The sequence below is a fragment of the Pannonibacter anstelovis genome (assembly GCF_036881715.1).
Classification (GTDB): Bacteria; Pseudomonadota; Alphaproteobacteria; order Rhizobiales; family Stappiaceae; genus Pannonibacter; species Pannonibacter anstelovis.
Genome location: NZ_JBAKBF010000006.1, coordinates 251,338 through 272,676 on the forward strand (window position 1 = coordinate 251,338; position 21,339 = coordinate 272,676).

Annotated in this window: 24 protein-coding genes; 3 read left to right on the forward strand and 21 right to left on the reverse strand. The window is 62.1% G+C overall.

Features of this window, described 5'->3' with window-relative positions; translation table 11 throughout:
• The first annotated feature begins 2 nt into the window (after positions 1–2).
• The 3 genes from V6L75_RS11835 to V6L75_RS11845 are packed head-to-tail and all read left to right on the forward strand — an operon-like array spanning position 3 to position 2,569.
• Positions 3–947 (forward strand): alpha-E domain-containing protein, encoded by a 945-nt coding sequence (locus tag V6L75_RS11835; RefSeq protein WP_334251718.1) that lies wholly within the window; start codon positions 3–5, stop codon positions 945–947.
• A 33-nt stretch (positions 948–980) separates the two neighbouring features.
• Entirely contained in the window at positions 981–1,796 is an 816-nt protein-coding gene (locus V6L75_RS11840) for a transglutaminase family protein (RefSeq protein WP_334251719.1), read from the forward strand.
• A gap of 41 nt (positions 1,797–1,837) precedes the next feature.
• A complete protein-coding gene (locus V6L75_RS11845) occupies positions 1,838–2,569 on the forward strand; it encodes a proteasome-type protease (protein WP_334251720.1) in 732 nt (243 codons plus the stop codon).
• Between the two features lie 325 nt (positions 2,570–2,894).
• Here V6L75_RS11845 and V6L75_RS11850 read toward each other — a convergent pair whose 3' ends face one another.
• The 21 genes from V6L75_RS11850 to rpsN all read right to left on the reverse strand — a co-directional run bounded on the left by V6L75_RS11850 (position 2,895) and on the right by rpsN (position 21,312).
• A complete protein-coding gene (locus V6L75_RS11850; RefSeq protein WP_334251721.1) occupies positions 2,895–3,671 on the reverse strand; it encodes an ATP12 family chaperone protein in 777 nt (258 codons plus the stop codon).
• Positions 3,671–4,351, reverse strand: coding sequence for an HAD-IA family hydrolase (locus V6L75_RS11855; RefSeq protein WP_334251722.1), 681 nt, complete (start codon positions 4,349–4,351; stop codon positions 3,671–3,673). The genes V6L75_RS11850 and V6L75_RS11855 overlap by 1 nt, the downstream gene beginning before the upstream one ends.
• A 15-nt stretch (positions 4,352–4,366) precedes the next feature.
• The gene (locus tag V6L75_RS11860; RefSeq protein ID WP_026355981.1) at positions 4,367–5,368 is read right to left on the reverse strand and encodes an RluA family pseudouridine synthase; all 1,002 of its coding nucleotides are present in this window, start codon (positions 5,366–5,368) and stop codon (positions 4,367–4,369) included.
• A gap of 177 nt (positions 5,369–5,545) precedes the next feature.
• Entirely contained in the window at positions 5,546–5,929 is a 384-nt protein-coding gene (gene crcB, locus V6L75_RS11865; RefSeq protein ID WP_334251723.1) for a fluoride efflux transporter CrcB, read from the reverse strand.
• Positions 5,930–5,933: 4 nt separating this feature from the next.
• The gene (locus V6L75_RS11870; protein WP_334251724.1) at positions 5,934–8,327 is read right to left on the reverse strand and encodes a patatin-like protein; all 2,394 of its coding nucleotides are present in this window, start codon (positions 8,325–8,327) and stop codon (positions 5,934–5,936) included.
• A 95-nt stretch (positions 8,328–8,422) separates the two neighbouring features.
• Positions 8,423–9,745: a replication-associated recombination protein A gene (locus V6L75_RS11875; protein ID WP_334251725.1), complete on the reverse strand. Its 1,323-nt coding sequence runs from the start codon at positions 9,743–9,745 to the stop codon at positions 8,423–8,425.
• A gap of 18 nt (positions 9,746–9,763) precedes the next feature.
• The gene (locus V6L75_RS11880; RefSeq protein ID WP_334251726.1) at positions 9,764–11,254 is read right to left on the reverse strand and encodes a DegQ family serine endoprotease; all 1,491 of its coding nucleotides are present in this window, start codon (positions 11,252–11,254) and stop codon (positions 9,764–9,766) included.
• 117 nt (positions 11,255–11,371) lie between these two features.
• Entirely contained in the window at positions 11,372–13,438 is a 2,067-nt protein-coding gene (locus V6L75_RS11885) for a methyl-accepting chemotaxis protein (protein ID WP_334251727.1), read from the reverse strand.
• A gap of 288 nt (positions 13,439–13,726) precedes the next feature.
• A complete protein-coding gene (rplQ, locus tag V6L75_RS11890) occupies positions 13,727–14,152 on the reverse strand; it encodes a 50S ribosomal protein L17 (protein WP_026355984.1) in 426 nt (141 codons plus the stop codon).
• Positions 14,153–14,231: 79 nt separating this feature from the next.
• Positions 14,232–15,296, reverse strand: a complete 1,065-nt coding sequence (locus V6L75_RS11895) for a DNA-directed RNA polymerase subunit alpha (RefSeq protein WP_019965848.1) — start codon at positions 15,294–15,296, stop codon at positions 14,232–14,234.
• 44 nt (positions 15,297–15,340) lie between these two features.
• Positions 15,341–15,730 carry a 30S ribosomal protein S11 gene (rpsK, locus tag V6L75_RS11900; RefSeq protein ID WP_019965849.1) on the reverse strand — a complete coding sequence of 130 codons (390 nt, stop codon included), beginning with the start codon at positions 15,728–15,730 and terminating at the stop codon, positions 15,341–15,343.
• 67 nt (positions 15,731–15,797) lie between these two features.
• Entirely contained in the window at positions 15,798–16,166 is a 369-nt protein-coding gene (gene rpsM / locus V6L75_RS11905; RefSeq protein ID WP_026355986.1) for a 30S ribosomal protein S13, read from the reverse strand.
• Between the two features lie 166 nt (positions 16,167–16,332).
• Entirely contained in the window at positions 16,333–16,938 is a 606-nt protein-coding gene (locus V6L75_RS11910; protein WP_334251729.1) for an adenylate kinase, read from the reverse strand.
• Complete coding sequence (gene secY / locus V6L75_RS11915; protein WP_334251730.1) at positions 16,935–18,266, reverse strand: preprotein translocase subunit SecY; 1,332 nt, start codon at positions 18,264–18,266, stop codon at positions 16,935–16,937. The genes V6L75_RS11910 and secY overlap by 4 nt, the downstream gene beginning before the upstream one ends.
• Positions 18,267–18,313: 47 nt before the next feature.
• Positions 18,314–18,784 (reverse strand): 50S ribosomal protein L15, encoded by a 471-nt coding sequence (gene rplO / locus V6L75_RS11920; RefSeq protein WP_334251731.1) that lies wholly within the window; start codon positions 18,782–18,784, stop codon positions 18,314–18,316.
• Positions 18,785–18,801: 17 nt separating this feature from the next.
• The gene (gene rpmD / locus V6L75_RS11925; RefSeq protein WP_019965854.1) at positions 18,802–18,996 is read right to left on the reverse strand and encodes a 50S ribosomal protein L30; all 195 of its coding nucleotides are present in this window, start codon (positions 18,994–18,996) and stop codon (positions 18,802–18,804) included.
• A gap of 41 nt (positions 18,997–19,037) precedes the next feature.
• Positions 19,038–19,607, reverse strand: coding sequence for a 30S ribosomal protein S5 (rpsE, locus tag V6L75_RS11930; RefSeq protein ID WP_019965855.1), 570 nt, complete (start codon positions 19,605–19,607; stop codon positions 19,038–19,040).
• 38 nt (positions 19,608–19,645) lie between these two features.
• On the reverse strand, positions 19,646–20,008 hold the full coding sequence (gene rplR, locus V6L75_RS11935; RefSeq protein WP_334251732.1) for a 50S ribosomal protein L18: 363 nt from the start codon (positions 20,006–20,008) through the stop codon (positions 19,646–19,648).
• A gap of 12 nt (positions 20,009–20,020) precedes the next feature.
• On the reverse strand, positions 20,021–20,554 hold the full coding sequence (gene rplF, locus V6L75_RS11940) for a 50S ribosomal protein L6 (protein WP_334251733.1): 534 nt from the start codon (positions 20,552–20,554) through the stop codon (positions 20,021–20,023).
• Between the two features lie 41 nt (positions 20,555–20,595).
• Entirely contained in the window at positions 20,596–20,994 is a 399-nt protein-coding gene (rpsH, locus tag V6L75_RS11945; protein ID WP_334251734.1) for a 30S ribosomal protein S8, read from the reverse strand.
• 12 nt (positions 20,995–21,006) lie between these two features.
• Entirely contained in the window at positions 21,007–21,312 is a 306-nt protein-coding gene (gene rpsN, locus V6L75_RS11950; RefSeq protein ID WP_055456856.1) for a 30S ribosomal protein S14, read from the reverse strand.
• Between the last annotated feature and the right edge of the window lie 27 nt (positions 21,313–21,339).

Sequence of the window (21,339 nt, forward strand, 5' to 3'; positions counted from 1 at the left end):
TCATGCTCGGCCGCACAGCCGCCTCCCTTTTCTGGATGTCGCGCTACAAGGAGCGCTCCCACAACACCGCACGCCTGCTGGAAGCGGCATGGCGCACCGCCATGATCCCGCAGCCGGGCATGGACGAAGCCGAAGACTGGCGTTCGGCGCTGACCGGCTCCGGCTGCGAGGCCGCCTTCATGGAGAAGTCCGGCGAAGTGAACGCGCGCGCCGTGACAAATTTCATGCTGTTCGACAAGGAGAACCCCTCCTCCGTGCGCAACAGCCTGGAGATGGCCCGCAACAATGCCCGAGCCGTGCGCACGGGCATCACGTCCGAACTCTGGGAGGCGATCAACACCACGTGGATCGAATTCAGCGACGTGAAGCCGCAGACGCTGACGCAGGACAAGCTGCCGGAATTCCTCGCCTGGATCGGCCAGCGCGCCATGCTGTTCCGCGGCGCGCTGCTGGGTACGCTCCTGCGCGACGACGGTTATTCCTTCTCGCAGCTTGGCCATTTCGTCGAGCGGGCGGACCACACGGCACGGGTGCTGGACGCCAAATACTGGATCCTGCTGCCCGTGACCGACATGGCCGGCAAGGGGCACCATCACCAGTGGTCCTCGATCCTGCGCGTCATGTCCGGCCTCAGAAGCTACCGCTTCGCCTTTCCCAACGCGGAACTGAAGGCGGCGAACATTGCCGAGTTCCTCATCCTGCGCCGGGAAATGCCGCGCTCGCTGGCTCACAGTTATGACTGGCTCAACAGCACGATGAATGATCTGACCGCCTTCTACGGCGAGCAGATGCCAAGTGCGCCCCTGGCCGGTGCGATGCAGGAGCAGCTGCGAGCCGCTCACATGCGCGACATCTACAGCAAGGGCCTGCACGAGTTTCTGGTGGACTTCACCCTCCGGAACAACGCATTCGCCGACCGGGTCGCCCGTGATTACAATTTCGCCTGATCGAAAAAGGCCGAAGGCAGGAGCCAGCATCCGATGCGCCTGACAGTCCGCCACACAACGCATTACCGCTATGACACCCCGCTTGCCAATGCCATGCAGCAGCTGCGGCTGACACCGCCTGCCTGCGCGGGACAAACCATCCTGGACTGGCGTATCGAGGCGCCGGGCATGGACCGGGCAACCACTTACCACGACGCCTTCGGCAATCTGGTGCACATGATCTCCAGCCGCGAACAGCTGGAGGCCGTGACCATCACTGCCTCGGGAACAGTGGAAACCACCGACCTCAACGGCGTTCTGGGCGAAGAAACAGCCGAAGCACCGGTACGGATCTATACCCGCGTCACGCCGCTGACCGAAGCCAACCACGCCATCCGCAAGCTGTCCAGCCTGGTGACACCGGAGGATCAGATCGGCGGCTGCCACGCCCTGATGCATGCGATCCGCGACAAGGTCAGCTATAGGGTTGGCGTGACCGAAACCCACGCCACGGCCATTCAGGTGCTTGCTGCCGGTGAAGGCGTGTGTCAGGACCACGCCCACATCTTCATCGCAGCCGCCCGCGCGGCCGGAGTGCCTGCCCGTTATGTTTCGGGCTATCTTCTGCTGGATGAGTCTCAGGAGTCGGAAGCTCACCATGCCTGGGCCGAGGCCTATATCGAGGGCTTGGGCTGGGTCGGCTTTGACGTTTCCAATGCGATTTGCCCGACCGATCACTATATCCGCTTGACGGCTGGGCTGGACTCGCGTTCCGCTGCTCCGATACGCGGCATCCGGTTTGGCGGCATGGAAGAAAACCTCAATGTCGAGGTTGATGTAAGCCGCGCCGGAAGCCAGCAGCAACAATAAAGGGTCCGAAGCGGCCTGAGAATGAAGCGGACCCCTTTGCCGTGACTTACTGCGTTGGCCTGAAACTTGACCGTGGTCTCGTCTTTGCTGCCGACACCCGCACCAATGCGGGTGTCGACAATATCGCCACCTTCAAGAAACTGCATGTCTGGGAGAAGCCCGGCGAGCGTGTCTTCACCCTGCTGACGGCAGGCAATCTCGCCATCACCCAGTCAGTGGTTTCGATCCTGTCCGAACAGATTGCCTCTCCCACCCTCAACAAGACCAATCTGATGAGCGTGGACACCATGTTCCAGGCGGCCCGCCTTGTCGGGCAAGCTGTGCGGGACGTGCGGGCACTGGATGGCGACGCTCTGGCGGCGAGCGCGGAAAGCTTCTTCGTCACCTTCATCTTCGGCGGCCAGATCAAGGGCGAAGAGCCGCGCCTGTTCCAGATCTATTCGGCCGGCAACTTCATCGAAGCCACCGATGACACCATGTTCTTCCAGATTGGCGAGCACAAATACGGCAAGCCGATCCTCGACCGGGTGACCCGCCGCGACATGCGCCTTGGCGCTGCGGCCAAGATGGCGCTGCTGTCTTTCGACTCCACCCTGCGCTCGAACCTGTCGGTCGGCATGCCGATCGACCTGATGCTCTACAACACGGACAGCTTCACAGCCCACCGCCAGAAGCGTATCGACCGGGAAGATCCGTATTTCCAGACGCTCTCTTCAGAATGGTCCAACGCCCTGCGCAAGGCCTTCACGGAGATCCCGGAATTCGAGATCTGAGGCGCCGGAGGGCACCGTTCCGGCTGTGCGTCAGGTATTACGTCAGCCCCCGCTCCGTCCCGGCCTCCGTGCCGGGACCTGTCAGAGACGCAGAGCGCCCAGACGGGACATTCGTTTCGGGCAGTGACAGCCTTACAGGCCCCGGCACAAGGCCGGGGCGGCGCGGAGTGGTGGGAAAGGCTGTGCTCACACTCAGATTCAAGCGGATGAGAAACTGATTCAACTGCGCGGTAATCAGATTCAACAGGCTCGAAAGTTGATTCAAGCTGCTGCAAGTTTGATTCAGAGAGTTGCCTCAACTATCTGAAATAAAATTGCTTTCGCCTTATCCGTGCCCCAGGATCAGCGCTGCGGCATCGAATTCGGTCTTCTTGTAGGCGCGGATGCGGCGGGCTTCGGCGTCTTCACCCCAGAGTTCCGCGTTCCAGTCCTCGTCCACATGGGCAGCGGCCCAGAGGTCTGCGGCGGCATGATTGCGGCGGGCGAGAAGCAGCGCGATAACGGCCGAGCCCGTGACGGTCGTCACCGTGTGCAGGGCGGCCAGTTCCAGCGCCGAAAAACCATCCAGCGCCTTGCGGAAGGCGGCAACAAGGCTTTCGTCCTGCGCCACATGCATGATGCCGCCGGACAGGCGGAAACGTCCGGCGAGTTCGGCTTCTGCAGCGGCCAGCAGCGGATCCCAGATCTGGCGCTGGCGTTCGGTCAGGCGCTCCGGCTCGCTGGCGCGGTAGCACAGGGCATCATTCCCGGCATAACGGGCGATCTCATCGGCGACTTCCGCAAAGCGGTCGCCGACCGCATCAATGGCCGCATTGGCGATGCGGGTCAGCGGCATGATGCCGGGGTTGATCACCTTTTCCTGCGCATGCCATTCGGCAGCAACGGCGGCAGCGAGGCGGGCATCAGGCAGAAGCAACGGCTTGCGGCCCGGCGTCTTCACCGCGCGGCCATCCAGCAGCACTGCGTGCCCCCCCTCAGCGGGAGCGGACGAAGCAGTATCATAGAAGCGCTTCGGCAATTCGCGGCGCGAGAGTTCCTTGGCCCGCTCGACCGGATCATATTTGGCAAGGTTCGCGTGGATCTCTTCAAAGATATCGCGCATCAAAGGGTCTCCAGTGTCCAGCCGAGGCAGCGGGCAATCGCGCCGTCGATCGCATCAAATTGGTCTATCACCGCATGGGCCCCTGCCCCATGCAGAAGGTCAGCCGTGTGATAGCCCCAGGACACGCCGACGGCGAGAGCGCCGGCGGCCCGTGCCATTTCCATGTCAAAGCTGGTGTCGCCGATCATCACCGTGCGCAGGGGTTCGGCGCCCGTTTCGCCCATGGCCCGCAGTACCATATCGGGATGCGGCTTGGAGGGGCTGGTGTCAGCGGTCTGGATGGTAACAAATCGCCCTTCCAGATCATGCAGCTTCAACATGTGATCCACGCCGCGGCGGGCCTTGCCAGTGGCGATGCCCAGCAGCACATCGTCGCGCGCGCCAAGGCGCAAGATGGCTTCGCGGGCGCCCGGATAGAGCGGATCGTGATCAAGGCCTGCCTCGCGGCGGCTGCGCTTGGAAGCCCGATAGGCCTCGGACATCATGCCCACCTTGCTGCGGTGTTCCGGGCCCACCAGACGGGCGAATGCCTGTTCCAGCGACAGGCCGACGATGGACAGCGCTTCCTTGCGGCCGGGCATCGGCAGCCCAGCGGCGGCAAAGCCAACCTCAAGCCCGTGCAGGATGGTTTCCTGGCTGTCGATCAGCGTGCCGTCGCAGTCAAAGATCACAAGATACATGGGCAGGCCAGTTCCTCAGTCTTCCTCGTCCAGCTCCGGAACATAATCGGCAACATCAAAGCCGAGCAGGTTCCAGGTCTGCTGCATGTGCGGGGGCAGCGGCGCGGAGACGTCGATCTTGCCGTGACCCGAGGGGTGCGGAATGATGATACGCCGGGCCAGCAGGTGCAGGCGGTTCTGGATGCCGCCGGGCAGCTCCCAGTTTTCCACGTTGAAATACTTGTCGTCCCCGATGATCGGGTGATGAATGTGGGCCGCATGGGCGCGCAGCTGATGGGTGCGGCCGGTCACCGGCTTCATGGTCACCCAGGACAGTTTCTGCGCTGATTGCTCAACCACATTGTAGAGCGACACGGCGTGCTGGGCCTCATCCTCACCATGACGGGCAATGCGCATGCGCTCCTCGCTCTCGTCACGGGCGAGATAGGTGGAGATACGGCCCTGCTTGGGCTTCGGCACCCCGGCCAGCATCGCCCAGTAGATCTTGCGGGTGTTACGGTGGCGGAAGGACTTGGTCAGCTCCTGCGCAGCAAGACGGGTCTTGGCGACGAGGATGATGCCAGAGGTCTCCCGGTCCAGCCGGTGCACAAGGCGCGGCTTGTTGCCCTTGCTGTCGGTGAAGGCATCCAGCATGCCGTCGAGATGGCGGCGCAGGCCCGAACCGCCCTGTACAGCAAGACCTGCGGGCTTGTTCAGCACCATCACCATGCTGTCCTCGAACAGCATCATGTCCTCGATGGCCTTGCGATCGTCATCGATGAGCTTTGTGGACTTCGGCCGGGCGTTCTTGCGGTCGTCCGCCTCGATCTCGATGCCGAGCGGCGGGATGCGCACGCTCTGCCCGGCAGCAAGGCGCGTGGCGCTTTCGGCGCGCTTGCCGTCGACGCGCACCTGGCCGGTGCGCAGCAGCTTCTGCAGGTGGCCGAAGCCAAGGCCCGGAAAATGGACCTTGAACCAACGGTCGAGGCGCATGCCAGCCTCATCGGCGGACACGGTCTTGAGTTCAATAGCGGACATATGGGTCTCGTTCTGGCGCTTGCCCGGCTTGGAGCGGGTATCCGGGACGGCCAACGCGGCACGTCAAACCGGCCCGGCAGGGCGCAGCTGTTGTTGTGCTCCTCTTAAGCGTCCTTGGCCCGCAAGGGAAGAGATTTCGCAGCTCAAGAGTGTCACAAGGTCCGAAAGGCCGGAGTTTCACGCTCCAACACTGCGCGCAATGGCAAGACCGGCAAAGACCGCGAGGATGGACAGGAGAACCGACAGGACCACATAAAGCAGCGCCATATGCACAGCCCCCCTCTCCCACAGCAGCGCCATGTCCAGCGAGAAGGCGGAAAAAGTGGTGAAGCCGCCGAGGATGCCGGTCGCCACGAAAAGCCGCAGACCCGCCGACGTGCCGGGATTGTAACGCAGCAGCAAGCCGATGAAGAGGCCCATGATCAGCGATCCGGCCACATTCACTGTCAGCGTGCCATAGGGAAAATTCGGCCCGAACCAGCGCAAGGTCAACAGATTGACCCCATGGCGCAGCGCCGCACCGATGCCGCCGCCAAGCGCGACGATCAGAAAACTACCCATTCCCTCAACCTTCCTGCGGAAGCGGCTCCTCCGCTTCCATTTTGCTGTCCAGGCCAACCCGTTCTTCAATCAGGCGCCGCACTGCTAGGATCAAAGCTGGGTCCGCCTTCAGATGCGGTGCCTCCTCGTCAACGATCGCCAGAAACAGATTGCGCTTCAGCCTCTGTTCTTCGGCCGGGGCAAGCACCCGGCTGCCGATGGACGATTGGACGATGCGCATCAGCCGGTCAGCCGCCGTCAGCCGGCCCCAGAGATAGTCATGTTCGCGCCAGGACCGGTTGAAGAACGCACCAAAAGTGTTCAGCGCCGATCCTTTCAGCACAAAGCCTTCGTCCAGCAGGGAACTGGCATCACGCGGGCTGATCCGGTCGATCAGCGTTTCGTTCACTTCCGAAAAGTCCGTGCGCTGGAATACGGGCAGCGTTACCAGATCATAGAAGGCAAAGCCCACATAGGCGCGTGTCAGCTCCTGGCGGAGGCCCGGCACCAGATAGGTGAAGGTCATCACCGCGAAAATGTCATCCTGCAGCCGGTCCAGATCTCCAAGACGCATGTGGGCGCGGATCGCGGCAAGCACCGCCTCCACAGCCTCCGGACCATCATCTGTGGCAAGTCCGGCCGCAAGCTCGCACATAGCCTGCGGATAGGCCGCAGCGTTCCAGCAGCGCAGCAGCATGTCGATCTGCTCGTAAAGTTCACGCTTCAGCGCATCGAGATCATCCGGCTTCTGGACGGCCACATCATGGCTGCGGGACTGATAAAAGCTGTTGAGCTTGCGCACCACGAACCTCAGGCGGCGGATGCGGTAGTCCACATCCAGCCCCTTCAGCATACTGATGAGAGCCTGCGATGACCCGAAGTTGCCCGCGTCCATGGCATCCGGCAGCCCAGCCTTGAGGCGGGCAAGAACATCATCCAGATCCAGCTCTGCCCCTGCCCTTGCGCCCAGCTCGCAGACGAGACCCGCCAGCCGCTCGGCCAGCGCCTCCACCTTCAGCGTCTGGTAGCTGAGATAGGCATAGCCCGCCTGCACGTGGGCTGCCTCGTTCGCCTTCACCCGGCAACGGGTCAGCTCCTCGATGGTCAGTGGCTGGCTGGAGGCGGCCGGCAGGATCCGCCCCACCTCCGCATCCACCAGCGGATCGGTGGCGGCAATCACCTCGGCAAGGCGCCGCGCCCGCCGGTTGCGTGCCTCAATGGCCTTGAGATCATCCCCCACGGGTTCGTTGCGCGGAATATGGGCGAGCGAAGACAGGATCACCCGGAAAAAGCCCGGCACCGTATCGCCATTGCCATTTGGACCTACGCCCTTGCCGTTGAAGGGCACCGGGTCGACATAGACCAGCCGCCGGGCGACCTCGCGGGTGGCTGGCCGCTCGTCTATGGCCTCGATGACGGGGCCAAAGGGCTTGTTCATCACAACGCTGCCATCGACAAAGCAGCGCCGCTCCACATCATCCACCGGCCCGCCAAGCGTGTCACGCAGGAAGCTCTCGCGTGTCTCCCAGACCTCGCCCCTCTCTGCCAGCAGCTTGTCCATTTCCCCCACTGTTGCGGGTGGAAATGCACCGGGGAAAGAGGAAGTCGCACGGGCGGCAAAGACAAGACCGGGAATGTGGCGCGGGGTGAAACTGCTGTCCAGAACGCCCGGCATGCGGTGCTCGCAGGAAAAGCGCAGAATGCGCCGGTGTTCCCGCTCCTCGATGAAAGCCGGTTCATCAATGCGGATGCGCTGGCGGCGGCCGTAATAATCGGTCAGGGTGACGAACAGCTCCAGCTTCTGTCCGCGCGGCACCAGGGTTGCGCCCTCGCGCCAGCTGGCGTCCATGGCGTGGCAGGCATCCAGCATCCAGCCGCAATAGCGCGAACCGGAAAACGGCGGGGTGAACCAGCGCGACTGAGTGAGCAGACGCAGCTTGTCGCGGGTCTCCGGGCTGTCGATCTGCGCCTTGAGGCCCGAGGTGATCAGCCGGTCGATTACCGGAGACATGCCGCTCTTGAGGTAACGGGTGATGCCGTCCTGCGGCTTGGCAAGCCGCGTCACATCCGCATTCTCAAGCCAGAGGTCGCGGTGGGCATCCAGAGGCAGATCATGGGCGATGGCACGGGCGAGCATCACCCCGTTAACACCGCCTGCCGATGCCCCGGCAATGGCATCCACCACCACTCGGACATTCACATCCGGCTCATAGGCGCGCAGCAGCTCCAGATAGGCAAGTGTGGACGGCGACAGCGTTCCGGCTGCCGTCTCCTCCGCAGCCTCCTGCGGATCGCGCGAGGCGTTGAGGCTGGAGGCCTTGACGAGATTGAGGACTTCGCGGCTGACGCCATGCATGTAGATGGCAAGGGAAACACCGCCGTAGAACACGAGCGCGAGGCGGATCTCGATCTGCTTCATGGGCGAATCCCCGGACCGACAGGCCGCCAGCATCGCGCAGCCGCCCTCGGACGGCAAGGCGAAGTTCGGGGAATGGTCAGCTGTATCTTACCCTGTCACCCGCCGCCGCGCTCGCGCCGCAGTCTCGACCAGTATTCGAGGCGCTTGCGCAACTCGCGCTCAAAGCCGCGCTCCACGGGATCATAGAAGACCTGCCGTCCCATGCTTTCGGGGAAATAGTCCTGACCGGAGAAGGCGTCCGGCTGGTCATGGTCATAGGCATAACCGTCACCGTAGCCTTCGGACTTCATCAGCTTGGTCGGGGCATTCAGAATGTGCTTTGGCGGCAGCAGCGAACCATGGCTCTTGGCCGCGCGCACCGCCGCCTTGTAGGCCGTGTAGACCGCATTCGACTTTGGCGCAGTCGCCAGATAGACCACGCATTGCGCCAGCGCCAGTTCCCCTTCCGGCGAGCCCAGCATCTGATAGGCATCGCGCGCAGCATTCGCCTGTGTCAGCGCCTGGGGGTCGGCAAGGCCGATGTCCTCCACCGCCATGCGGATCAGGCGGCGGGCGAGATAAAGCGGGTCCTCGCCGCCATCGAGCATGCGCGCGAACCAGTAGAGCGCCGCATCAGGGTCCGAACCGCGCACGGACTTGTGCAGGGCGGAAATCAGATTGTAGTGGCCGTCCTGGCTCTTGTCATAGATCGGCGCCCGGCGCTGGACGATCTCCTGCAGCCGCGCTGCGGTGAAGACTTCCCCCTCCCCAGCCGCTCGCCAGACATCCTCCGCCAGTGTCAAAGCCGAGCGTCCATCCCCATCTGCCATGCGCACCAGCACGCCGCGCGCCTCTTCATCGAGCGGCAGAGGCTTGCCCTCTTCCACTTCTGCCCGCGCCAGCAGCCGCTCCACGGCCTCACGGTCCAGCGAGCGGAAGGTCATCACGTGAGAGCGCGACAGAAGCGCCGCGTTCAGCTCAAAGGACGGGTTCTCGGTCGTCGCGCCAACCAGAGTAATGGTGCCGTCTTCCATCACCGGCAGGAAGCTGTCCTGCTGGGCGCGGTTGAAGCGGTGGATTTCGTCCACGAACAGCAGCGTGCCCCGTCCGCCCATGCGCCGGGCACGGGCGGCTTCAAACACCTTCTTGAGATCGGCAACGCCGGAAAAGATCGCCGAGATCTGTTCAAAGCCCAGATCTGTTTCCGCGGCCAGCAGCCGGGCCACCGTCGTCTTGCCGGTGCCTGGCGGCCCCCAGAAGATCAGTGAGCCAAGGCTGCGGTTGCGCAGCATGCGCGACAGCGTGCCATCGGGGCCCAGCAGATGGTCCTGCCCCGCAACATCCTCCAGCCGCTTCGGCCGCAGCCTGTCTGCCAGCGGGCGCGGCCCGGCGGGTTGGGAGGCAAGCATCTGCCCGGAAGCGGAAAAGAGGTCACTCATGACGGATCAACTGCATCATCAGCCGCGCAGGGCAAGACGTGTCGTCTCCCCGCCCCGCTTGATATCAAGAAGCCAGAACCTTGCAGGCCGTTTGAGCATACGGTCAAGCTCTGCCGTGCTGGCGACCTTCTGTTCGTTCACACCTACGATAATATCGCCTGGCCGCAGGCCCACACGGTTGGCCGGAGAGCCCTGCGCAATCTCGCTGATCACCACGCCCTCATCCATCGTGTCGAGGCGCAGCTCGTCCGAAACAGCCGGAGAAAGGTTCATCACCGTTGCGCCAGCAAAAGGCGAGTAGGCCTCGATCTTGCGGGCATCGCGCGCCGGGGTTTCGGGCGCAGCCTTCAGCGGCACATCCGCTTGCAGTTCCGATCCGTTGCGCAGGAAGGTGAATTCTGCTGCTCCGCCCAGCTGTTTCGTGGCGAAACGGTAGCCGAAGGAGTCTGGATCGAGCACCTCCGCCCCGTCCACTGCCGTCACGAGGTCACCGACCTTCAGCCCCGCTTTGTCGGCCGGGGAGCCCGGGAAAACCTTGGTGACCAGCACGCCGCGCGGCCGGTCGAGGCCGAGAGCTTCGGCAATCTCGGCGCCCACAACCTGAACCGTCGCCCCGAGCCAGGGCCGCTGCACCTTGCCGGACGTCTGCGCCGAAGTGGCGACAAAACGCACCATATTGGCAGGGATCGCAAAGCCGATGCCTATGGAGCCGCCGGAACGGGAGAAAATCGCGGTGTTGATGCCGACCAGCCGTCCGTGCATGTCGACCAGCGCGCCGCCCGAGTTGCCCGGGTTGATGGCGGCATCGGTCTGGATGAAGAACTGATAGTCGGTCACGCCAACCTGCGTGCGCGCCAGAGCCGAGACGATACCCTGTGTCACCGTCTGTCCAACACCGAAGGGATTGCCGATGGCCAGCACCATGTCACCGACTTCCAGCCCGTCCGAATCAGCAAATTCAACAGTCGGGAATTTGCCGCCTTCGCGGATCTTCAGCACGGCCAGATCCGTCCGCTCGTCCTTGAGGATGATGTCGGCATCGAACTCACGCCGGTCGCTGAGTGCGACACGCACCTCGTCGGCATTCTCGATGACGTGATTGTTGGTGATGATGATGCCTTCCGGCGAAATGATCACGCCGGACCCCAGCGATGACTGCACCCGCTTGCGCTGTCCGCCGGGCACATTATCAGGCACGCCGAAGAAGCGCCGGAAGAAGGGGTCATCCAGAAAGGGCGAGACCTGCTGCCGCTGCTCCACCATCCGCGTCGCATAGACATTGACGACCGCAGGCGCCACCTTCTTGACGATTGGAGCGAACGAGAGCGTGATTTCCGCTTCGCTCTTTGGAACCTGCCGTTCCTGGGCAATGGCGGTGCCGGCAGTGCCGGGCACGGCAATGGCCCCCAGAAGCGTCGAGCCGGCTGACAGGGAAACGGCCAGCAGAGCGTGGAAACAAGTCCGCAAGGCAAGGCTAGCAGACAGTTTACGGCGGTGGACCAAGGCCATCGTGAAAGCTCCCTTTAAACGCAGAATCCGGCACGAAGGCCGGATTCGATACATGCCAGATAGGAAGCCCGTCCTGCAATGCCAAGCCTTGCGGCCCGGCATTGCAGCTTGATGGGTTCAGGCGGAGCGGACCTGCGACAGGAAGGAGCGGACCTCCTCGTCGAGGTGGCGTGCCTGACTGCTCAGCTCGCTGGCAGATGCAACGAAGCCGTCAGCAGCGGTGCCCGTGCGCTCGGTCACATCGTTCACCCGGCGGATGTTGCTCGTCACCTCTTCGGTGCCGCGTGCTGCACGCTGCGTGTTGTCAGCGATGCCCTGCGTTGCGGCGCTCTGCTCCTCGACGGCGGAAGACACCTCGGTCACCGACATGGTGATTTCGCTGATGGTCTCCTGGATCTCGGCGATAGCAGCAACGGCATCATCCGTGGCGCTGCGGATCGCGTCGATCTGCTGCTGGATTTCGCCGGTTGCCTTGCCGGTCTGCGAGGCCAGTTCCTTGACTTCCGATGCCACGACGGCAAAGCCCCGGCCGGCCTCGCCTGCACGCGCCGCCTCGATGGTGGCATTGAGGGCAAGCAGGTTGGTCTGGTCGGCAATGTCCGAGATCAGTGTCACCACCTCACCGATACGGTTGGCAGCTTCTGCCAGCGAACGCACGGTGGTGTTGGTGGCCTGGGCACGGATTGTTGCCGTCTGGGCCACGCTGGACGAACGGGCGATCAGCTCGGAGATCTGGCGGATCGAGCTCGAAAGCTGGTCCGATGCCGAAGCGATCGACTGCACTTCTTCCATGGCCTGATTGGACATGTCAGCCGCACGCGACGCGCTGTCACCAGCCGACTGCGTCATTTCCTGCACCTCGCGAGCTGCAGACTGCAGGCTCTGCGCCGAGCGGGAAACGGTTTCAACCACGCGGCCAACGGACGCCTCGAACTCGGCGGCCAGACCGGAGAGCATTTGCTGGCGCTGTTCAGCCTGGGAGCGGGCAGCAATTGCCTCTTCCTCAGCACGGCGTTCCTGCTCGGCAGCCGCGTTCTCGCGGATCTGCAGAACCGCACGGCCAATCTCACCGATTTCATCCCCGCGGCGGGCCGCAGAAATGTCCTGCGAGAGGTTGCCATTGGCAATGGACGTCAGCGCCTGAACCAGCACCTGAAGCGGCTTGGTGATGGTGCGTGAGAACAGCAGAGCAACCACAGCAACGACAGCGAGCGTGATCAGCGTCAGCATGATCATCCGGTCACGCATGGCGGTGACGGCACTCAGGGTCTCTTCCATGGTCTTGTCGGCGACAACCGCATAGGTCTGCCCCATGAAGTTGATAGGCTCAGCCAGAACCATACGGTCAAGGCCATCCTTGCCGGTCACCTGCCCCGACGACTCGACGCCACGCAGGGCGTCATCGATAGGCTTGCCCTCCGCCTGGAACTTCAGTGCTGTCGGGAAATCCAGCGCCGGCATCGTGGTCAGCACCATACCACCCTGAGAAACCAGGTAGGTCTGTCCAGTTTCGCCAAGCCCTTCGCGGTCTGCGAGAACCTTGTCCAGCATCGGGGACGTTACGCGCATAGCGATGACGCCGAGATACTTGCTTTCACCGAACTCGTTCACATAGACGGGTTGGGCCAGGAACATCGACGGAGTTGCATCCGCTCCATATTCACTGAAGCCCGTTGCTACCTGTGTGCCGGCCGGCTGGCCCGCAGCCAGCTTGAACGCTTCGCCAAGACCTGTCGCGGCCAGAGAACCGTCGGTGACCGACTGAAGGAAGTCGTCGCCCTTGGTCACGGAATAAAGAACGAGGCCGTCGTTGGTGATGCCGTAGATATCGCCGTAGCCGCCAGCCTTCCAGGCCGACAGGAATGAGCCATGCAGCTCACCATGACGCCAGGAATACATGGTCTTGTTGGTCTTGCCCGTCAGCTCGGCGCGGTCGGCAGCACTACTGCCTGCAGCCTGATAGTAGCTGCGGATCGACTCCATGTCGGTGCCGAGGTTCGCCCGGGTGCTCGCCAGGTCCTTCATGAGCAGCGTCGCGGCTGCGCCCGAGGCAAGGTTCGACAGATCAGACTGAATACCATCGAACTTGGCGGAAAGCAGGGCGTGGCGCGACTGCACCATCAAGCCCAGCTCGGAGACGCCCGCCTTTTCAAGGCCGTCGCGGCCGGTTGTATAACCAATCACCCCAACCACTGCACAGGAAACCAATGCAAGGCCTACAGTGACAGCAGGTATAATCGTGGAAAGACGTAAAAAGCTCCGGCTCTTCACGCCGGCATTCTGACTTCCGCTCATAGCGCACCCAGCTCCATGGAAAGGAAAAGTGGGGGCAGCATCTCCTTAATGATCTTAAGAACAAGATAATTTTGACAAGTGAACTGAGCTGACACACAAATTCAGCAGAAAATATCGAGAAAAAGCAAAAGGCGGGCACAGGGCCCGCCTTTCACAGTCGTCTATACTTCCGAAACCTTACGCTGCGTTCTCAGCAGCCTGTTCCGCTTCGTGACGGGCACGGTCGGCAGCGCCGCGTGCAGACATGTCACGGTCAACCAGCTCGATCACAGCCATCGGCGCGCTGTCGCCATAACGGAAGCCAGCCTTGACCACGCGGGTGTAACCACCGTTGCGCTCCTTGTAACGGCTGGCGAGCACGTCAAACAGCTTGCGGACCATGGCAACGTCACGAACCTGCGAGATCGCCTGACGGCGGGCATGCAGATCGCCGCGCTTGCCGAGGGTGACAAGCTTGTCCATGATCGGCTTCATTTCCTTGGCCTTCGGCAGCGTCGTGACGATGGCTTCGTGTTCAATCAGCGAGGCCGCCATGTTGGCGAACATCGCAGTACGGTGGCTCGTGGTGCGGCCGAGCTTGCGGCCGGATTTACCGTGGCGCATGGCCTTCTCCTTTAGACGTTAAGCGGGCATCCTCTGCGGGACTGCCGCCCTGTTGTTCTGCCAGGGGCGAAACCGCCCCTTAGTACTGATGGTCCTCGTAGCGCTTGGCGAGGTCCTCGATGTTCTCCGGCGGCCAGTTGGCCACGTCCATGCCCAGATGGAGACCCATCTGTGCGAGAACTTCCTTGATCTCGTTAAGCGACTTGCGGCCGAAGTTCGGCGTGCGGAGCATTTCCGCCTCGGTCTTCTGGATGAGATCGCCGATATAAACGATGTTGTCGTTCTTCAGGCAGTTTGCCGAACGAACGGACAGCTCGAGCTCGTCGACCTTCTTGAGAAGGGCCGGGTTGAATGCCAGTTCCGGAACGCTGTCTTCTGCGATCTCACGCTTCGGCTCTTCGAAGTTGACGAAGATCGAAAGCTGGTCCTGCAGAATGCGCGCCGCATAAGCCACCGCATCTTCCGGCTTCACCGAACCATCGGTTTCGACCGTCAGCGTCAGCTTGTCATAGTCAAGAACCTGGCCTTCACGGGTGTTTTCAACCTTGTAGGACACTTTCTTGACCGGGGAGTACAGGCTGTCGACCGGGATCAGACCAATCGGAGCGTCCTCAGGACGGTTCCGCTCGGCTGCCACGTAGCCCTTGCCGGTGTTGACCGTGAACTCCATGCGGATTTCCGCGCCCTCATCGAGGGTGCAGAGCACGAGTTCCGGGTTCAGCACTTCGACGTCACCAACCGTCTGGATGTCACCAGCGGTCACGACACCGGGACCCTGCTTGCGCACAACCATGCGCTTGGGGCCCTCGCCTTCCATGCGGATCGCGATTTCCTTGATGTTCAGGATGATGTCCGTCACATCTTCGCGCACGCCCGGAATGGACGAGAATTCGTGCAGAACGCCGTCGATCTGCACAGCCGTTACGGCAGCACCCTGCAGCGAGGAAAGCAGGATGCGGCGCAGGGCATTGCCGAGCGTGAGGCCATAGCCGCGCTCAAGCGGCTCGGCGACCACGGTACCGGTCGTGCGCGGATTTTCACCCGGCTTCACTTCCAGTTTGTTCGGCTTGATCAGCTCTTGCCAGTTCTTCTGAATCGTCACGTTCTTACCTCGTCGGCTGTCCCGCCGGAGCTCGCCGGCCATTCTTCGCCATTGGAGGAAACCAGGTATCTGAAAGTCAAATGACCTCAGACGCGGCGGCGCTTGCGCGGACGGCACCCGTTGTGCGGGATCGGCGTCACATCGCGGATCGACGTGATGAGGAAGCCGGCAGCCTGCAGGGCGCGCAGAGCCGACTCACGGCCCGAACCGGGACCACGAACTTCGACCTCAAGCGTGCGCATGCCGTGCTCGGAAGCCTTGCGGGCTGCATCTTCTGCAGCAACCTGAGCCGCATAAGGGGTCGACTTACGCGAACCCTTGAAGCCGAGAGCACCAGCGGACGACCAGGAAATCGCATTTCCCTGCGCGTCGGTGATGGTGATCATGGTGTTGTTGAACGTGGAGTTCACGTGTGCCACGCCAGAAGAGATGTTCTTGCGTTCGCGGCGGCGCACGCGTGTCGTGTCCTTAGCCATTCTATATTCCTTGGTTTGATCTCTGCACCGCCGTAATACCGGCGGCTACACCAGCCGTAGCGGCAGATTACTTCTTCTTGCCTGCGATCGGCTTTGCCGGACCCTTGCGGGTGCGAGCATTCGTATGGGTGCGCTGGCCACGGACCGGCAGGCCGCGGCGGTGACGCAGGCCGCGGTAGCAGCCAAGGTCCATCAGGCGCTTGATGTTCATCGCGGTTTCGCGGCGCAGGTCACCTTCCACGAGGTAGTCGCGGTCGATGGTCTCGCGAATCGCCAGCACTTCGGCGTCAGACAGCTGATTCACGCGGCGCTCCGGCGCAATGTTCACCTTTTCGATGATTTCCTGCGCGAACTTGGCACCAATGCCGTGAATGTACTGAAGCGCGATGACAACGCGCTTGTTCGTCGGGATGTTAACGCCAGCAATACGTGCCACGTGCGTCTCCATATCTTGCGGCTTTAAGCACCGCGGTTGCATTTCCCCGCGTCCGGTGGAGCCCGGCCCTTGCGGGAGTTTATTGGCTGGCTTTGACCAGCACAGAATGTGCCGGCCCCGGTATCTCCGGGATCGGCACATAATCTTGAGGATTAGAGCGCGGTGTTTACCGGCTCTCAACCCGTTCGTCAAGCTTCGAAAGAACGGCGGCAATGGCAGCCGTCACATCATCAATCGGCTGCATGCCATCGATGACCGTGAGAAGGCCGTTCTTCTCGTAGTAGGGAATGACCACGGCCGTATCGCGGTTATAGGCTTCAAGACGCTGCTTGAAGACTTCCGGATCATCATCCTTACGGACCGGCTGGCCGGCAGCCTTCGCCTCTTCCGCACGGTTGATGATTCGCGACACGAGCTTGGACTGGTCCACCCGCAGCTCGATCACCGCATCGAGACCGATGCGGTTTTCTGCGAGCATCTGATCCAAAGCCTCGGCCTGGGCCAGCGTGCGCGGGAAGCCATCGAGGATGAACCCCTTCTGTGCATCCACTTCGCCAATCCGGTCCCGGATGATGCCGACAACGATCTCGTCAGAGACGAGCCCGCCGGCGTCCATCACTGCCTTGGCCTTGAGGCCGACCTCGGTTCCGGCTGCGACGGCGGCACGAAGCATGTCGCCGGTCGACAGTTGCGGAATGCCATGTTTGGCAACAAGCCGGGCCGCCTGAGTACCCTTCCCTGCACCGGGAGGTCCGACCAGAATCAACCTCATCTACGCTTCCCCCTGAGCTTTGCTTTCTTCACCAGCCCCTCGTACTGGTGCGCAAGCAGATGGCCCTGGATCTGGGAAACGGTGTCCATCGTGACGCTCACAACGATCAGCAGCGAGGTTCCCCCGAAATAGAACGGAACGCCCGTCGCGGAAATGAGGAATTCGGGTAATAGGCAGACCGCCGTGATGTAGATGGCGCCCAGTACCGTAATGCGGGTCAGCACATGGTCAATGAATTGAGCCGTACGCTCGCCCGGACGAATTCCCGGAATGAAACCGCCGTGCCGCTTCAGATTGTCCGCCGTTTCCGACGGGCTGAACACGATAGCCGTGTAGAAGAAGCAGAAGAACACGATCATTGCCGCATAGAAGATCATGTACAGCGGCTGTCCATGACCAAGCAGCGTCGTCACCGTCGTCAGCCAGGCCGGACCGCTGCCCGCGGAGAACCCGGCAATGGTTGCCGGAATGAGCAGAAGCGACGAGGCGAAGATCGGCGGGATGACGCCAGCGGTGTTGAGCTTGAGGGGCAGGAACGAGGTGTTGCCCTCAAACATCTTGTTGCCAACCTGACGCTTCGGATACTGGATCAGAAGCCGGCGCTGCGCCCGCTCCATGAATACGATCAGCGCAATCACGCCAACCGCCAGAATGAGAAGCACCGGAATGAGCCAGCCCGCAATGGCGTCCTGACGGCCCAGCTCGAACAGCGACACGAGCGCAGTCGGCAGACCGGCCACGATGCCGGCGAAGATGATCAGCGAAATGCCGTTACCAATGCCGCGCGAGGTGATCTGCTCACCCAGCCACATCAGGAACATGGTGCCGCCCGTCAAGCTGAGAACAGCGGAAAGACGGAAGAACCAGCCCGGATCGGTCACCACATTGGCCGAACCCTCAAGCCCGACCGCGATGCCATAGGACTGTGCAATCGCCAGAAGCACCGTGCCGTAGCGGGTGTACTGATTGATGACCTTGCGGCCCTGCTCCCCTTCCTTCTTCAGCGCCTCGAGTGTCGGAACGACAGTCGTCATCAGCTGCATGATAATGGAAGCGGAGATGTAGGGCATGATGCCCAGGGCGAAGATCGCCATACGCTCGACGGCGCCGCCGGCGAACATGTTGAACATGCCGATCACGCCAGACTGAGCCTGGCTGAAGGCCTGTGCAAAAGCGGCCGGATTGATCCCGGGCAGCGGGATGTAAGTGCCGAACCGATAAACCAAAAGCGCCCCCAGCGTGAACCAGATGCGCTTCTTGAGTTCTTCAGCCTTCGCGAAAGCTGAGAAATTGAGATTTGATGCCAGCTGTTCGGCAGCGGATGCCATGCCGTTCTCCGGAGGTTGCTGTCCGAGAAAAAGGGCGAAGCCCAGGCCTATTCGGCCTGAGCTCCGAGGATCACGACCTTGCCGCCAGCCTTCTCGACAGCCTCAACAGCCGTCTTGGAAGCACCAGCAACTTCAAAGGTCACTGCGGCCTTCAGCTCGCCATCGGCCAGGAGGCGGACGCCGTCCTTGACGCGCTTGACGATACCGGCAGCCTTGAGAGCCTCAACCGTGATCGAAGCCTTGGCATCCAGCTTGCCCTCGTCGAGAGCAACCTGCACGCGGCCGAGCGACACGATGTTGAAGTCCTTGGCAAAGATGTTGGTGAAACCACGCTTCGGCAGGCGGCGATGCAGCGGCATCTGACCACCTTCGAAGCCCTTGATCGCCACGCCGGAACGGGACTTCTGACCCTTCACGCCGCGGCCACCGGTCTTGCCCTTGCCGGAGCCGATACCGCGGCCAACGCGGGTACGCTCCTTAACGGAACCAGGATTGTCCCGCAGGTCATTGAGCTTCATAGTCTTCTCTCCTGCCCTCACGCTTCGTCAACGATGCGGACGAGGTGCGGAAGCTTGCGGATCATGCCGCGCACTTCCGGAGTGTCCTTGAGCGTCGAGCGGCGGTGCATCTTGTTCAGGCCGAGGCCGATCAAGGTTGCCTGCTGCTCCTTGGGACGGCGCAGCGGGCTGCCGATCTGCTCGACCGTTACGGTCTTTTCGGTGTTCGCCATGGAACTACCCCTCGTTCAACTGGTTACCGGAGTGCCGGGCCTCAAGCCTCGGCACCTGCCGGAACCGTTTCGTCGTTGTCGCGGCGGCGGCCCTGAAGCACCGAGACCTTGAGGCCACGACGGGCCGCGACAGCACGCGGGCTGTCTTCCTTGGTCAGGGCTGCAAAGGTTGCGCGCACCATGTTGTACGGGTTCGAGGAGCCAAGCGACTTGGCAACCACGTCCTGGACGCCAAGCGTCTCGAACACGGCGCGCATCGGGCCACCCGCGATGATACCGGTACCAGCCGGAGCTGCACGCAGGATCACCTTGCCGGCGCCGTGACGGCCCTCGACATCGTGATGAAGCGTACGGCCCTCGCGCAGCGGCACGCGAACCATTGCACGCTTGGCAGCTTCCGTTGCCTTGCGGATCGCTTCCGGCACTTCGCGAGCCTTGCCGTGGCCGAAGCCAACGCGGCCCTTCTGGTCACCCACGACGACGAGCGCGGCAAAGCCGAAGCGGCGGCCACCCTTGACCACCTTCGCGACGCGGTTGATGTGTACGAGCTTGTCGACGAACTCGCTGTCGCGCTCTTCGCGATCGCGCTCCCGTGTGTCCTGTCTCGCCATATTATTCGTCTTCCGTTCTTCAGAGCGCCAAGCGCTGGTCAGAATTCAAGTCCGCCCTCGCGGGCTGCATCTGCAAGCGCCTTGATGCGCCCGTGATACATGTACCCGCCACGGTCGAACACGACCTGCTTGACGCCAGCGGCCAGAGCGCGCTCGGCGACAAGCTTGCCGACAGCTGCAGCCGCAGCCACATCGGCGCCCGTCTTCAATGAGCCCCGCACGTCCTTTTCAAGCGTGGAGGCAGAGGCAACGGTGTGCCCCTTGGCGTCGTCGATGATCTGGGCATAGATCTGCTTCGACGAGCGGAATACGGAAAGGCGCGGACGACCGTTCGCCACCTTCTTGATCGAACGGCGCACGCGGTCGCGACGACGCTCGAAAGCAGTTTTGCTGTTCGCCATGATCCGGGTCCGTTACTTCTTCTTGCCTTCTTTGCGAACGATGAACTCGCCCGCATAGCGAATGCCCTTGCCCTTGTACGGCTCGGGGCCACGGTATTCGCGGATGTTAGCCGCGACCTGACCGACGACCTGCTTGTCGATGCCGGAGATCAGAATCTCGGTCGGCTTCGGGCACTTGACTTCAACTCCTTCAGGGACCTCGTAAACGACGTCGTGGGAGAAGCCAAGGGCGAGCTGGACATTGCGGCCCTGCATCTGAGCACGGTAACCCACACCGGTGATCTCGAGCTTGCGTTCGAAGCCCTGGCTCACGCCGGTGATCAGGTTCTGGATCATGGTCCGGGTCATGCCCCACATGGAGCGTGCCGGCTTGCTGTCATTACGGGGATCAACCTGGATCCCGGCATCCGTCATTTCGGCGAGCACCAGGTCATTGAGCACGAAGGACAGCTGGCCCTTCGGTCCCTTGACCTCGATGGTGCGGCCGTTGATCGTTGCCGTTACCCCGCTCGGCACGGGGACTGGCTTTTTGCCAATACGAGACATCTGATCAACCTTGTCACATAAATAGGAAGGTCACTGCCGCGTCAGAAGACGCGGCAGAGCACTTCACCACCAACATTCTCATCCCGCGCCTGATGGTCGCTCATGACGCCACGGGGGGTCGACAGGATCGACACACCGAGGCCATTCGCGACATGCGGAATGTTCTTTACCGACGAGTACACGCGGCGGCCGGGCTTGGAGATACGCTCGATCTCACGAATCACCGGTTCACCATCGAAATACTTCAGTTCGATCTCAAGCTCGGACTTTCCGTCCTCGAATTCGACCGTCGTGTAGCCACGGATGTAACCTTCCTTGGCCAAAACATCAAGCACATGCGCACGCAGCTTCGAATGAGGTGAGGACACCTTGTTCTTGCGGCGCAGCTGCGCGTTCCGGATGCGGGTGAGCATATCACCCAACGGATCGGAAATTGCCATCGCAGCCTCTCCTTACCAGCTCGACTTGACCAGGCCCGGGATCTTACCCAGAGAGCCCAGCTCACGCAGCGCAACGCGCGACATCTTCAGCTTGCGGTAGAAGCCGCGCGGACGGCCGGTGACTTCACACCGGTTGCGCACGCGGTTCGGTGCCGAATTACGCGGCAGTGCCGCGAGCTTCAGACGGGCGGCGAAACGCTCTTCCAGAGACAGCGTTTCATCCTTGGCTGCGGCCTTGAGAGCAGCACGCTTTGCAGCGTACTTCTGCACAAGGCGCTCGCGCCGCTTGTTCTTCTCGATCGCGCTCTTCTTCGCCATCGTTTTTCCTCGTTCCTTTCCCGTATA

Bases quoted from the DNA above. Each gene is read 5' to 3' on its own strand.
- V6L75_RS11835 (WP_334251718.1), top strand. From the start codon at position 3: ATGCTCGGCCGCACAGCCGCCTCCCTTTTCTGGATGTCGCGCTACAAG.
- V6L75_RS11840 (WP_334251719.1), top strand. From the start codon at position 981: ATGCGCCTGACAGTCCGCCACACAACGCATTACCGCTATGACACCCCG.
- V6L75_RS11850 (WP_334251721.1), bottom strand. From the start codon at position 3,671: ATGCGCGATATCTTTGAAGAGATCCACGCGAACCTTGCCAAATATGAT.
- V6L75_RS11855 (WP_334251722.1), bottom strand. From the start codon at position 4,351: ATGTATCTTGTGATCTTTGACTGCGACGGCACGCTGATCGACAGCCAG.
- V6L75_RS11860 (WP_026355981.1), bottom strand. From the start codon at position 5,368: ATGTCCGCTATTGAACTCAAGACCGTGTCCGCCGATGAGGCTGGCATG.
- crcB (WP_334251723.1), bottom strand. From the start codon at position 5,929: ATGGGTAGTTTTCTGATCGTCGCGCTTGGCGGCGGCATCGGTGCGGCG.
- V6L75_RS11870 (WP_334251724.1), bottom strand. From the start codon at position 8,327: ATGAAGCAGATCGAGATCCGCCTCGCGCTCGTGTTCTACGGCGGTGTT.
- V6L75_RS11875 (WP_334251725.1), bottom strand. From the start codon at position 9,745: ATGAGTGACCTCTTTTCCGCTTCCGGGCAGATGCTTGCCTCCCAACCC.
- V6L75_RS11880 (WP_334251726.1), bottom strand. From the start codon at position 11,254: ATGGCCTTGGTCCACCGCCGTAAACTGTCTGCTAGCCTTGCCTTGCGG.
- rplQ (WP_026355984.1), bottom strand. From the start codon at position 14,152: ATGCGCCACGGTAAATCCGGCCGCAAGCTCGGCCGCACCACGAGCCAC.
- V6L75_RS11895 (WP_019965848.1), bottom strand. From the start codon at position 15,296: ATGGCCGGCGAGCTCCGGCGGGACAGCCGACGAGGTAAGAACGTGACG.
- rpsK (WP_019965849.1), bottom strand. From the start codon at position 15,730: ATGGCTAAGGACACGACACGCGTGCGCCGCCGCGAACGCAAGAACATC.
- V6L75_RS11910 (WP_334251729.1), bottom strand. From the start codon at position 16,938: ATGAGGTTGATTCTGGTCGGACCTCCCGGTGCAGGGAAGGGTACTCAG.
- secY (WP_334251730.1), bottom strand. From the start codon at position 18,266: ATGGCATCCGCTGCCGAACAGCTGGCATCAAATCTCAATTTCTCAGCT.
- rplO (WP_334251731.1), bottom strand. From the start codon at position 18,784: ATGAAGCTCAATGACCTGCGGGACAATCCTGGTTCCGTTAAGGAGCGT.
- rpmD (WP_019965854.1), bottom strand. From the start codon at position 18,996: ATGGCGAACACCGAAAAGACCGTAACGGTCGAGCAGATCGGCAGCCCG.
- rpsE (WP_019965855.1), bottom strand. From the start codon at position 19,607: ATGGCGAGACAGGACACACGGGAGCGCGATCGCGAAGAGCGCGACAGC.
- rplR (WP_334251732.1), bottom strand. From the start codon at position 20,008: ATGGCGAACAGCAAAACTGCTTTCGAGCGTCGTCGCGACCGCGTGCGC.
- rplF (WP_334251733.1), bottom strand. From the start codon at position 20,554: ATGTCTCGTATTGGCAAAAAGCCAGTCCCCGTGCCGAGCGGGGTAACG.
- rpsH (WP_334251734.1), bottom strand. From the start codon at position 20,994: ATGGCAATTTCCGATCCGTTGGGTGATATGCTCACCCGCATCCGGAAC.
- rpsN (WP_055456856.1), bottom strand. From the start codon at position 21,312: ATGGCGAAGAAGAGCGCGATCGAGAAGAACAAGCGGCGCGAGCGCCTT.